Raw genomic sequence first — 12,610 nt, 5'->3', positions numbered from 1 at the left:
AGATGCACCCTGTGTGGAGAGGGTTCAAGGCCAACGTCCAAAAGGACGTTGGCCTTGCTATACCTGCATCAGCCGCGGTGACGGCCGCGGAAGTAGTTGATCAGACCCTGGGTCGAAGCGTCCTCAGCCAAGGTTTCTTCGGCGCCGGTCAGGCGGTTGTAGACGCCTTTGCCGAGCTCTTTACCCAGTTCAACGCCCCATTGGTCGAACGCGTTGATGCCCCAGATCACGCTTTGTACGAACACTTTGTGCTCATACATGGCAACCAGCGCGCCGAGGCGACGCGGGCTGATGCGCTCCACCACCAGGGTGTTGCTCGGACGGTTGCCCGGGATCACCTTGTGCGGGGCCAGCTTCTGCACTTCGTCTTCCGGGATGCCCTTGTCGCGCAGCTCGGATTCAGCTTCGCTGCGGGTCTTGCCGAGCATCAGTGCCTGGCTTTGGGACAGGCAGTTGGCGTACAGCCACTGATGGTGGTCGGACACCGGGTTGAAGCTGACGATCGGCACGATGAAGTCGGCCGGGATCAGTTGGGTGCCTTGGTGCAGCAACTGGTGGTAAGCATGCTGACCGTTGCAACCGACGCCACCCCAGATCACTGGGCCGGTGTCGGTGGACACCGGTTTGCCGTCTTGGCGCACGCTCTTGCCGTTGGATTCCATGTCCAGCTGTTGCAAGTGCTTGGTGATGTTACGCAGATAGTGGTCGTACGGCAGGATCGCATGGCTCTGCGCACCCCAGAAGTTGCCGTACCACACGCCCAGCAGGCCAAGCAGCACTGGCATGTTTTGTTCGAATGGCGCGTTCTGGAAATGCTGGTCCATGGTGTAGGCACCGGACAGCAGTTCCTTGAAGTTGGACATGCCGATGGCCAGTGCGATTGGCAAGCCGATGGCAGACCACAACGAGTAACGGCCGCCGACCCAGTCCCACATCGGGAAGATGTTTTCTTCGCGAATACCGAAGGCCACGGCTGCCGCGTTGTTGCTCGACACGGCGATGAAGTGGCGATACAGCTCAGCTTCCGAGCCACCTTGGGCCAAGTACCAGGCACGTGCGGCCTGGGCGTTTTTCAGGGTTTCGAGGGTGTTGAAGGACTTCGACGAAACAATGAACAGCGTGGTTTCGGCGCGCAGCTTCATGGTCAGCTCGTGGAACTCGCTGCCATCGATGTTCGCCAGGTAATGGCAGCGCACGCCTTTGTGGGCGTAGGACAACAGCGCTTCGGAGACCAGCTCTGGGCCGAGGAACGAGCCACCGATGCCGATGTTCACCACGTCGGTGATTGGCTTCTCGGTGTAGCCACGCCACAGGCCATCGTGGATGCGGCCGACCAGGTCGGTGATCTGGTTCAGCACCTTGTGCACGTCCGGCATGATGTTCACGCCATTGACCGACAGCTTGTCACCCACTGGGCGGCGCAGGGCGGTGTGCAGGGCCGGGCGGCCTTCTGACGAGTTGACCGGTTCGCCAGCGTAGAGCGAGTTGATCGCGTCCTTGAGGCCGACTTCCTCCGCCAGCCCTACCAGCAGGTCGCGGGTTTCGCTGGTGATCAGGTTTTTCGAGTAATCGAGGAAAAGTCCGCAGCTGCTCAAGGTGAATTGGGAAAAACGCTGAGGATCGGCATTGAACGCTTCACGCATGCTGAAATCCTGCATGGCTTGGCGATGTTGATTGAGCGCTTGCCAGGCGGGCAGAGCGGTAACGTCATGAGGGGTGCGGTAGTACGCCATCGCTGCGGGTTTCCTTTTATTACGGGGACTGCCTTTAGGACACTTCATAGCCCGGAACATCCAGTCTTATCTCAAGCATTGGGTTCCAGACAGCGCTAACTATAGCGCCGGGCGATTACATTAAACCTAGCGTGTCGATATGTCTTGGCTTTGTCTGCGCTGTGGCCGGTACTTTTTTATACCGGCACAGCGAGCAGGGCAACAGGCGGGGTGTTCAGCGAGGTTTAATTGAGGCTCAGATGCAGGTTGTCGATCAACCGAGTCGTGCCCAGGAAGGCTGCCACCAGGATCACGATGTCCTTGTCCTCAGGGGTTGCCGGGCGCAGATGCACGCCCTGGCGCACTTCGAGGTAATCCACGCGCAGCCCGGCAGCTTCGATCTGCTTGACCTGTTCGGCGCGCAGCGTGGCGAAGTCATGGTCACCGTCCTTGATGGCTGCTGCAATCTGGCTGAGGCTGCGATACAGCACCGGCGCGATCCCGCGTTCCTCTTCGCTGAGAAAACCGTTGCGCGACGACAGCGCCAGGCCATCGTCGGCGCGTACGGTGGGCTCACCGATGATCTGAATCGGCATGTTCAGGTCATGGACCATGGCGCGAATCACGGCCAGTTGCTGGTAATCCTTTTGACCGAACACGGCCATGTCCGGCTGGACCATGTTGAACAGCTTGTTGACCACGGTCGCCACGCCTTCGAAATGCCCGGGACGGCTGGCGCCGCACAAGCCTTCGGACAGTTGCGGGACGCTGACGCGGGTCTGGCCGGTCATGCCGCCGGGGTACATTTCCTCGACGGTGGGTGCGAACAGCAGGTTGCAGCCGGCTTGCAGTAGCTTTTCCTGGTCGGCGGCGAGGGTGCGGGGATACTTGTCCAGGTCTTCACCCGCGCCAAATTGCAGCGGGTTGACGAAGATACTCGCGACGACAAAGTCCGCTTGCTGAACAGCCTTCGTCACCAGGGTTGCATGGCCGCTGTGCAGGTTGCCCATGGTAGGTACGAAGCCAATGCGTTTACCCGCCTTGCGGGCGTGGGCGACGGCGGCGCGTAGTTCGCGTACGGTTCTTACGGTGTTCATGCAGAGAATCCGTGTTCGGCGCCTGGGAAGGTCACGCCTTTGACTTCGGTAACGTACGCGCTCAATGCCGCGTGGATGCTGTCCTGGCCGGTCATGAAGTTCTTCACGAACTTCGGCACGCGACCCGTGATCGACAGGCCGAGCATGTCGTGCAGCACCAGCACCTGGCCATCAGTGGCCGAGCCCGCGCCAATGCCGATTACCGGCACTTTTACGGCTTGGGGGATTTCTGCGGCGAGTTCGCTGGGCACGCACTCAAGCAGGATCATTGCAACGCCGGCCTGTTCCAGGGCGATGGCATCGGCACGCATCTGGCGTGCCTGGGCTTCGTTGCGACCTTGTACCTTGTAGCCGCCGAGAAGGTTTACCGACTGTGGCGTCAGGCCCATATGTGCGCACACCGGCACGCCGCGTTCTGCCAGCAAGCGAATCGACTCGGCGAGCCACAGTGCGCCCTCCACTTTGACCATGTGTGCGCCGGCGCGCATCAGTTTGCCTGCGTTGAGGAAGGTCTGCTCAGTGGTGGCGTAATCCATGAACGGCAGGTCGGCGATGATGAAGGCGCCGTCGTTACCGCGCTTGACGCTGGCAGTGTGGTAAGCCAGGTCATCGGTGGTAACGGGCAGGGTGCTGTCATTCCCTTGAAGAACCATGCCCAGGGAGTCGCCTACCAGCAACACTTCAACCCCGGCTTGGCAGCTGGCGTGGGCGAAGGTGGCGTCATAGCAGGTCAGCATGGTGATTTTTTCACCTTTGAGCTTGAGGCTCTGCAAGGTGGTCAGGGTAATGTCTGGCATGAAAAGGGTCCTCGTTCAGGCGCTTGGAAACAGCGAGTTACGCGCGTGAGTCTTCGTTTATACAGGCGCACTGTCTTGAGAGCAGTGCTTATAAGGCCTGGATTGCGCCCTTTAGCGCCGGGTTGGCGGCAGCGGGACGCCTATAGTCGTGAGGAGGACACGGGAAGTCAATTGGATGTGTTACCGCATTGTTACGCGTGGGGTGTTACCGCTGTTACTGACGCGTTTCAGCTGTGTGAGCTGGCTTAAACAATGCGTTCCAGGCCGACGAATGGGCAGGCTTCGAGCAAATCGCGCAGTGCCCTGCCATCGGGTAGCTGCAGGGCCTCAGGTGCCAATTCGGACAAGGGGTAGAGCACAAATGCGCGCAGGTGCATCTGGTAGTGCGGCACCTTCAAACGCGGCTCGTCGATCAGGCGATCGCCAAACAGCAAGATGTCCAGGTCAAGCGTGCGCGGGCCCCACCGTTCAAGGCGTTCGCGGCCCTGGTCATTCTCGATGGCTTGCAGCGCATCCAGCAGGTCCAGGGGCGCCAGGCTGCTGTCCAGGGCGGCGACCGCGTTGGTGTAGCGCGGTTGGCCCGGGAGCAGGGAGTCACTTTGATAGAAGGCAGAGACGCCGAAGACGGTGGTGTCTGGCAAACGCGCGAGCGCTTCGACAGCGCTGCGCAATTGTTGCTCCGGGGCAGCGAGGTTGCTGCCCATGCCTATGTAGATACGTTCCACGTTTATTCGCCAGCGGCGCCCGAGGCATCGGCGCTGCGTTTGCGCTTGCTGCCGCTGCGACGACGCTTTTTGGGCCCTTCGCTGGCTCCATCACCTTTGCTGCCGAGGTCGCGGATCATGTCGCGGCGCTGGCTGTCGTTGGCGTCCTGGTAGTCGGTCCACCATTCGCCCAGGCCGTCAGTCTGCTCGCCGGCACTCTCGCGCAGCAGCAGGAAGTCATAGCCCGCACGGAAACGCGGGTTTTCCAGCAGCAGGTCGGCGCGTTTGCCGCTGCGGCGGGGCAGGCGTTCCTGCATGTCCCAGATTTCGCGGATCGGCATGGTGAAGCGCTTCGGAATAGCGATGCGCTGGCACTGTTCGGTGATCAGTTCGTGCGCGGCTTCCTGCATTGCCGGAATCGGCGGCATGCCACGGTCCTGCAGGCGCAGTACGCGTTTTGGCAGGGCTGGCCACAACAGGGCGGCAAACAGGAACGCCGGGGTGACCGGTTTGTTCTGCTTGATGCGCAGGTCGGTGTTGATCAACGCTTCGCTGATCAGCGTGTGCGTATAGGTAGGGTTGTACTCCAGTGCTTCGGCGCTGGCCGGGAACAGTGGGTCGAACAACTCCAGGTCCACGAGCATCTCGAAGGTGTCGGCGGCGTAGCCCGAGAGGAACAGCTTGAGCACTTCTTCGAACAGACGTGCCGAAGGGATTTCCCGCAGCATTGGTGCCAGTTCCCGAATCGGCGCGGCGGTGTGTTTCTCGATGCCGAAGTTGAGCTTGGCGGCAAAACGCACGGCCCGCAGCATGCGCACCGGGTCTTCCTGATAGCGCTGTGTTGGGTCGCCGATGAGGCGAATCAGGTTGTTGCGGATGTCGTGTACGCCATTGGCGTAATCGAGGATGCGCTCGCTGACCGGGTCGTAATACAGGGCATTGATGGTGAAGTCGCGGCGTTGCGCGTCTTCTTCAAGAGTGCCATAGACGTTGTCGCGCAGAATGCGCCCGCTCTCGTTGCGGGAAGACTGATTGGTATCTTCCTCTTCATCGTTTTGCGGATGACCGGCGCGGAATGTCGCGACTTCAATGATTTCGCGACCAAAGTGGATGTGCACCAACTTGAAACGCCGACCGATGATGCGCGCATTGCGAAACTCGGCGCGGACCTGCTCGGGCGTGGCGCTGGTGGCGACGTCGAAGTCCTTGGGCGTGATATTGAGCAGCATGTCGCGTACGCACCCACCCACCAGATAAGCCTGGTAGCCGGCGTTCTGCAAACGTTCGACGATGTTCACCGCATAACGGCTGAACTGAGCGCGCTGCAATGAATGCTGATTGCTGTTAAGCACTTCAGGCGTGCTGCGAATGTGTTGCGTACGACGCAAGGGAGAACGGAATGACTGGAACAACTTCTTCAGCATGGGATGCACTGTTTGAAGGAATGTTCGGCCATAACGAAGAATGACCGCATGATGGGTCGGGATTCTAGCATTTAGTCAGGGGATGGTGTAGGAACAAGCTACAGGCATTGCGCCACAAGCCTTTGAGCACCAAATCCCAGAAACTACAAGGGGAGCCGAAGCTCCCCCAGAAGTAGTTGCGTGCTCTATTTTTATTATTGGTTGCGGGCTTCTTGTTTTTGTTGATCGCCCTCGCCACGAAGCTTCACCTTCATGACACTCCCAATCGGGAGTCAAGAGCAAACGGATTGCTTTGGTCGCTGTGTTGCTGATCTATGATCCAACCAGTTCAGGCTCTGCCTTAGGGCAGTTTTTGTTGTTCTCGGCCTGGTTGCGGGGCAAGCCCCAAATGCAACGCCTCTCCAAAAGAATCAGTTAGCTGCGCCTCCGCCGTGTTGTTTTTATTATGCGTGAGTCGATTCGTCTTATTTTTATTGTCTTGTACAAAGCTTGTTATTGTTTTTGTACTAAGCATATAGCAGGGTGCGTGCCAACTTTTGCAGTGCCTAGTAAAACCGGGGGGTTGAGGGGGGTTCGGGTTTTTGACGGGCCAAAAAAAGCCGGGGCTTCGTTACCGTAAGCCCCGGCTTTTGTTACGCAAAAAATCAGCGGTAACAGTTTTTTCACATCATTGGGTGTTACCTATGGGGGCGCACCCTCAGCTTTCGCTGGCCACACCGGTCTTGCGTCGTGGAATACCCAGGCGCTGGCGCCGTTCCCACAGGCATTTACGGCTCACGCCCAGTTTGCGTGCCAGTTCGGTCTCGGTCATGTGGTCCTGATGCTCAAGGACGAAATGCTGGAAGTAGTCTTCCAGTGACAAATCTTCCGTCGGCTCATGGCTGGTATTGCTACCGCCGCCCGGTGTCGGGGCGAGGCCGATGAAGTCGTCATCCTCCAAGTCACTGAGTTCAATATCGATACCGAGCAGCTCGGCGGAGATCTCTGGGCTCTCCGACAGGATCACCGCGCGCTCCACCGCATTCTCCAGCTCCCGCACGTTACCCGGCCACGAGTAATGCCGAATCGCTTGCTCGGCGTCCGGCGCGAACTTGAGGTCGGTACGGTTGATGCGCGCACTCTGGCGCAGCAGGAACGCACTGGCTATCTCATTGACGTCGGCGCCGCGCTCACGCAGGGCCGGCAATTTGAGCGCGATCACATGCAGGCGGTAGTACAAGTCTTCACGAAACTGACCGATCTTGGCCAGGCTCTTCAGGTCTCGGTGCGTGGCCGCGATCAGACGCACGTCGACCTTCTGCGATTGCACCGAACCTACCCGGCGAATCTCGCCTTCCTGCAATACGCGCAGTAATCGCGCTTGTGCTTCCAGCGGCAGTTCGCCGATCTCATCGAGGAACAGCGTGCCACCGTCCGCCGCTTCCACCAGGCCCGCGCGTCCGGCGCTGGCGCCTGTGAACGCGCCTTTTTCGTGGCCGAACAGTTCGGATTCGATCAGGGATTCGGGGATCGCCGCACAGTTCACCGATATCATCGGTGCTTTGGCGCGCTTGGAGAGGTTGTGCAGGGCGCGGGCCACCAGCTCCTTACCGGTGCCTGACTCGCCCTGGATCAATACATTGGAGTCTGTAGGTGCCACTTTGCGAATCTTGCTGTACAGGTCCTGCATCGGTGGGCAGGAGCCGATGATGCCGATTTCCCCATTGCTGTTGTCGACGCCCGGTTTGTCGGCGGCTTTGCTGGCGGGGCGCTGCTCGGCCGGCGCGCTGCTGGCCGACTGACGGTCACGCAGGATGCGCGCGACGGCCTGGAGCATTTCATCGTGGTCGAAGGGTTTGGCGATGTAGTCCACCGCGCCCATCTTCATGGAGTCCACCGCAGAGCGCAGGCTCGCGTAGCTGGTCATGATCAGCACTGGGGTGCCCTGGCCAAGCTTGATCAGCTCGGTGCCCGGTGCGCCAGGCAGGCGCAGGTCACTGACAATCAGGTCGAACGTGGGAATGCTGAAACGCTCTTGTGCTTCCTGCACCGAGCCGGCTTCGCTGACTTGGTACTGGTTACGTTCAAGCAGGCGACGCAAGGCAGAGCGGATAATGGTTTCGTCTTCGACGATCAAAATGTGCGGCATTGATTCAATTCTCTCGACGGTCTCAGTTCACAGCGGACGTCGCTTCGACATGACGCGGCAAGGTCACCCGAATACGGGTGCCGCGTTGGCTTTCGGTGTCAGCCGGGCTGTCGATGGTGATTTGTCCATAATGCTCTTCAACGATGGAATAGACCAGTGCAAGGCCCAGACCTGTACCTTCACCTGGGTCCTTGGTGGTGAAGAAGGGTTCGAACAATCTATCCATGATGTTCTGTGGAATACCGCTACCTTCATCTTCGACGATCAGATCGACCGTATGTTCGAAAGCCTCGGTCTTGACGCGTACCGCACCACCGGCCGGCGTCGCGTCGCGGGAGTTGGATAGCAGGTTGATCAGTACTTGGGCCAGGCGTTGTGAGTCACCATCGACCCAATGGTCGGGGTCGCACAGATTGAAAAACTGCACTTCGAAATTGCGCCGGTTCAAGGCGAGCAACCCAATGGCGTCCTGCGCCACTTCGGCCAGGCAGACCGCTTCGTCCTGATTCTGATGGGCGCCCGCATGAGCAAAGCTCATCAACGACTGCACGATGCGCGATACGCGTTTGGTCTGTTCGAGAATTTGCCCGCTGATCTCGGTAATTTCCCCGTCCTCTTCACGCTCTTCCCGCAGGTTCTGCGCAAGACAGGCGATACCGGTGATCGGGTTGCCAATTTCGTGGGCCACCCCCGCCGCTAGACGCCCGATACTGGCCAGGCGCTCGGAGTGCACCAGCTTGTCTTCGAGCATCTGGGTTTCGGTCAGGTCTTCCACCAACAGCACCAAGCCGCTGTTACCGGGGGCCAGTGGCTCATCGATGGCCGCTTTGTGCAGGTTGAGCCAACGGGTCTGACCGTCGAGGGCCAGGTGCTGCTTGTGCAAGTGTTCGTCGGGCAGGTTAATAAAACCCTGCAGCAATTCTTTCCACGGATCGCCGAGTGTGTTGAGGCGCGAACCCACCACGCGTTGCGCGGCGATACCGGTGAGTTCTTCCATGGCTTTGTTCCACATCAGGATCTCCTGATCCTTGGCCAGGGAGCACACGCCCATGGGCAACTCTTGCAGCGTCTGGCGATGGTAGCGGCGCAGGGCATCAAGCTCGGCGGCAAGGCCGGTGAGGCGGGAGTGGTAATCCTCCAGCCGGCTCTCGATGAAATGGATGTCTTCGGTGACGTAATTTTCGCCACCGGCTTTATAGGGCAAAAACGTCTCTACCATGTCCTGGGACACGCTGGGGCCCATCAGGCCAGACAGGTTCGCCTCAATGCGGTCACGCAGACGGCGTAGCGCATACGGTCGGCGCTCGTCGAACGGCAGGTAGAGGTCGCGCAGCGCCTGCTCGACTTCCTTTTGCGCGGCCTTGGCGCCCAGGGGCTTGGCCAGTTGGGTGGCGAACTCCTGGGGCGAGGCCGCGTGCAGTTCGCGGCGTTGCGGGCGACGTACGTTATCCACCGCGCAAGCCTCGGCGGCGCTGGTTTCTTCTGGGCTGACATTGGTGAACAGTGAGATCAGGGTGAACATCAGGACGTTGGCGGCCAAAGAAGCAATCGCGGCCATGTGCCAACTGGTGTCGTCCAGCACGTAAATCATGTTTAGCAGCGGGATGTAGAAGCCCTGCAGGTTACCGACCAGCGGTAACAGCATGGTGACGATCCACACCAGGATCCCGGCGAGCAGACCCGCGATAAAACCTCGGCGATTGGCCGTCGGCCAGTACAGCACCGACAGTACCCCCGGCAGGAACTGCAAGGTGGCGACAAACGCGACGATACCCAGGTTGGCCAGGTCTTGCCCGGCGCCGAGCAGCAGGTAGAAACAGTAACCGGCCATGATGATTGCGACGATCAGCGCGCGGCGAGTCCACTTCAGCCAGCGGTAGATATTGCCTTCGGCCGGTGGCTGGTACAGCGGCAGCACCAGGTGATTGAGGGCCATGCCCGATAGAGCCAGCGTCGTGACGATAATCAGCCCGCTGGCAGCAGACAAACCGCCGACGTAAGCCAGCAGCGCCAACGCAGGGCTATTGGCGGCGATACCGATACCCAGGGTGAAATACTCGGGGTTGGTGGTGGCCCCCAGTTTCAGGCCGGCCCACAGGATCAGCGGCACCGCGAGGCTCATCAACAGCAGGAACAGCGGCAAGCCCCAGCTGGCGCTCACCAGCGAGCGCGGGTTGAGGTTCTCGGTAAAGGTCATGTGATACATGTGCGGCATTACGATCGCCGAGGCGAAGAACACCAGCAACAGCGTGCGCCATGGACCTTCCTGCAACGGAGTGTGCAGGGCGGCGAGGGCGGTCTGGTTTTGAAGCAACCACAGTTCCAGCTGTTGCGGACCGTCGAACACACCATACAGCGCATAGAGGCCGACGCCGCCGATGGCGATCAACTTGATCACCGACTCGAAAGCAATCGCAAACACCAAGCCTTCGTGTTTCTCGCGGGTGGCGATATGGCGTGAGCCGAAAAAGATGGTGAACAGGGAGATCAGTGCACAGAACGCCAGAGCCACCCGATGCTGTACCGGCTCACGGGTGAGGATACTGATGGAGTCGGCCACCGCCTGGATTTGCAGAGCCAGCAGGGGCAGCACTCCGATCAGCATGAACACCGTGGTCAAGGCCCCGGCCCATGTGCTGCGGAAGCGGAAGGCGAACAGGTCGGCCAGGGACGACAGCTGATAGGTGCGGGTGATTTTGAGGATCGGGTACAGCAATACCGGCGCCAGCAGAAACGCGCCGGATACCCCCAGGTAGCTGGAGAGAAAGCCGTAACCGTACTGATAGGCCAGGCCCACGGTGCCATAGAACGCCCAGGCGCTGGCGTATACGCCCAGGGACAAGGTGTAGGTCAACGGATGGCGAATGATCGCCCGCGGAATCATTCCGCGCTCACTGATCCAGGCAACCCCGAACAGCGCGGCCAGGTAGGCGGCGCTGATCAGCAGCATCTGAGTGAGGCTAAAGCTCATCGGCATCTTTTTGGCTCTGCAGGATGAAGGTCACGACGATCAGGATCAGCCACAGCAGATAAGGGCGATACCAAGCGCCCGTGGCATCGATCCACCAATCCATGATGGCGGGAGAAAACAGGTAGATCCCGACGACCAACAGCAGGACCAATCGATAGATGTACATGTTGGCCTCTGATTAGAAAACTGCGGCGATGGTAACGGATGCTTGGCAAGCTGCAAGCGCCGTCAGTTCAATTGCGCTTCGGCCAGGGTGAGTGTGCGCGGGATCTGTGTGGCATCCCAGTGCCGAATGCCCCAATCCAGCAGTTCCCTAGGGCTGGCGTGAAGCAATTCGCTGCCGGGTTGTTGGCCAAGGGCGCGTAGTGCTCTCAATAGCAAAGGCGTGGCCTGGTCGGGCGTCAACGGCGGCGAACGGTAAGACTTACCCAGTTTGTTACCGTCCGGCTGGATGATCAGGGGCACGTGCAGGTAGCGCGGTTGGCGTAGGCCCAGCAGTTCTTGCAGATACAGTTGGCGCGGGGTGGAGTCGAGCAAATCGGCACCCCGCACGATATCGGTAACACCTTGCCAGGCGTCATCCAGGACCACGGCCAGTTGGTAAGCATAGAGGCCGTCGCGGCGTCGGATGACGAAATCGCCTGCTTCGCGCCCCAGGTGTTGTCTGAACTCACCCTGCACACGGTCAGTAAAGTGGTACGAAAGCTCAGGTACACGTAAGCGGATGGCTGCATCTTGCTGCTCGTGACCGGCGTTGCGGCACAAGCCTGGGTAAATCCCATTGTAGGGTTCCAGTTGCTTGCGTGAGCAGGTGCAGGCGTAGGCCAAGCCGTGGTTGAACATGTCGTTCAGCACTTTGGCGTAGGCCTCGTGCCGCTCGCTTTGTCGGACCAGTTCGCCGTCCCACTCAAAGCCATAGCTTTCCAGGGCATGCAGGATCGCCGCCTGTGCACCGGGCTCTTCGCGGGGTGGGTCGAGGTCTTCCATGCGCATCAGCCAGCGGCCGTGGTTGGCGCGGGCATCAAGATAGGAGGCGAGGGCGGCGACCAGGGAGCCGAAGTGCAAATGGCCGCTGGGCGTGGGGGCGAATCGCCCGATATAGGTAGAGGCTGTCATGGGCCGGATACTACTGGAAAATCGGTAAACGCCAGAAACAAAAATGGAGCGTTTACACGCTCCATTCGTTCAGCTCGACAGGATTACTTGCCGACCTGTTTTTCCTTGATTTCAGCCAAGGTCTTGCAGTCTACGCACAGGTCCGCGGTTGGGCGGGCTTCCAGGCGGCGAATACCGATCTCGACCCCGCAGTTTTCGCACCAGCCGTACTCTTCGTCTTTGATCAGTTGCAGTGTCTTGTCGATCTTCTTGATCAACTTGCGCTCGCGATCACGGGCGCGCAGTTCAAGGGCGAACTCTTCTTCCTGGCTGGCACGGTCGGCCGGGTCAGGGAAGTTGGCTGCTTCGTCCTTCATATGGTCAACGGTACGGTCGACCTCCTGCATCAAGTCCTGTTTCCATTTGCTCAGGATCTTGGTGAAGTGCTCGCGCATGGGCTCGCCCATGTACTCCTCACCTTTCTTCTCTACGTAAGGTTCGAAGCCATTGAGGCCTTGAGTCTGCTGTTGCTTTGCTTGGGTGGACATGAATAGACCGCCTCTCACTCTTCTAATCCATTGCGCAGGATTGCAACGTCACCGACACCTGCCGGCCCTGCGGCTGCAAGCGGGCGAACTTACCAGATAGATTCGGGGTGCGCCACTCCCGGTTGTCGAGCCTG

At 59.6% G+C, this 12,610-nt stretch carries 10 protein-coding genes; all 10 read right to left on the bottom strand.

The annotated features are described in order from the left end of the window. Positions 1-68: 68 nt before the first annotated feature. On the bottom strand, positions 69-1,733 hold the full coding sequence (gene pgi / locus AOA61_RS28390) for a glucose-6-phosphate isomerase (RefSeq protein ID WP_095186254.1): 1,665 nt from the start codon (positions 1,731-1,733) through the stop codon (positions 69-71). Between the two features lie 224 nt (positions 1,734-1,957). After that, entirely contained in the window at positions 1,958-2,809 is an 852-nt protein-coding gene (gene panC, locus AOA61_RS28385; protein ID WP_099603201.1) for a pantoate--beta-alanine ligase, read from the bottom strand. Continuing rightward, positions 2,806-3,606, bottom strand: coding sequence for a 3-methyl-2-oxobutanoate hydroxymethyltransferase (gene panB / locus AOA61_RS28380; protein ID WP_099603200.1), 801 nt, complete (start codon positions 3,604-3,606; stop codon positions 2,806-2,808). Before panB ends, panC begins: the two co-directional genes overlap by 4 nt. A 245-nt stretch (positions 3,607-3,851) precedes the next feature. Next, positions 3,852-4,331, bottom strand: coding sequence for a 2-amino-4-hydroxy-6-hydroxymethyldihydropteridine diphosphokinase (gene folK / locus AOA61_RS28375; RefSeq protein ID WP_099603199.1), 480 nt, complete (start codon positions 4,329-4,331; stop codon positions 3,852-3,854). Between the two features lie 2 nt (positions 4,332-4,333). Beyond that, positions 4,334-5,734 (bottom strand): polynucleotide adenylyltransferase PcnB, encoded by a 1,401-nt coding sequence (locus tag AOA61_RS28370; RefSeq protein ID WP_099603198.1) that lies wholly within the window; start codon positions 5,732-5,734, stop codon positions 4,334-4,336. Between the two features lie 697 nt (positions 5,735-6,431). After that, positions 6,432-7,862 carry a sigma-54 dependent transcriptional regulator gene (locus tag AOA61_RS28365; RefSeq protein ID WP_032884739.1) on the bottom strand — a complete coding sequence of 477 codons (1,431 nt, stop codon included), beginning with the start codon at positions 7,860-7,862 and terminating at the stop codon, positions 6,432-6,434. Positions 7,863-7,884: 22 nt separating this feature from the next. Beyond that, positions 7,885-10,839 (bottom strand): sensor histidine kinase, encoded by a 2,955-nt coding sequence (locus AOA61_RS28360; RefSeq protein WP_163033263.1) that lies wholly within the window; start codon positions 10,837-10,839, stop codon positions 7,885-7,887. Beyond that, positions 10,823-10,999: a hypothetical protein gene (locus AOA61_RS28355; protein ID WP_003176118.1), complete on the bottom strand. Its 177-nt coding sequence runs from the start codon at positions 10,997-10,999 to the stop codon at positions 10,823-10,825. The genes AOA61_RS28360 and AOA61_RS28355 overlap by 17 nt, the downstream gene beginning before the upstream one ends. A gap of 62 nt (positions 11,000-11,061) precedes the next feature. Continuing rightward, complete coding sequence (gene gluQRS, locus AOA61_RS28350) at positions 11,062-11,949, bottom strand: tRNA glutamyl-Q(34) synthetase GluQRS (RefSeq protein WP_032884742.1); 888 nt, start codon at positions 11,947-11,949, stop codon at positions 11,062-11,064. A gap of 83 nt (positions 11,950-12,032) precedes the next feature. Beyond that, positions 12,033-12,476 carry an RNA polymerase-binding protein DksA gene (gene dksA / locus AOA61_RS28345; protein WP_032884743.1) on the bottom strand — a complete coding sequence of 148 codons (444 nt, stop codon included), beginning with the start codon at positions 12,474-12,476 and terminating at the stop codon, positions 12,033-12,035. Between the last annotated feature and the right edge of the window lie 134 nt (positions 12,477-12,610).

Source organism: Pseudomonas sp. 2995-1, assembly GCF_002742505.1.
Classification (GTDB): domain Bacteria; phylum Pseudomonadota; class Gammaproteobacteria; order Pseudomonadales; family Pseudomonadaceae; genus Aquipseudomonas; species Aquipseudomonas sivasensis.
Note: the sequence above shows the minus strand (reverse complement) of the source record. Positions and strands in the feature narration are given on the sequence as shown.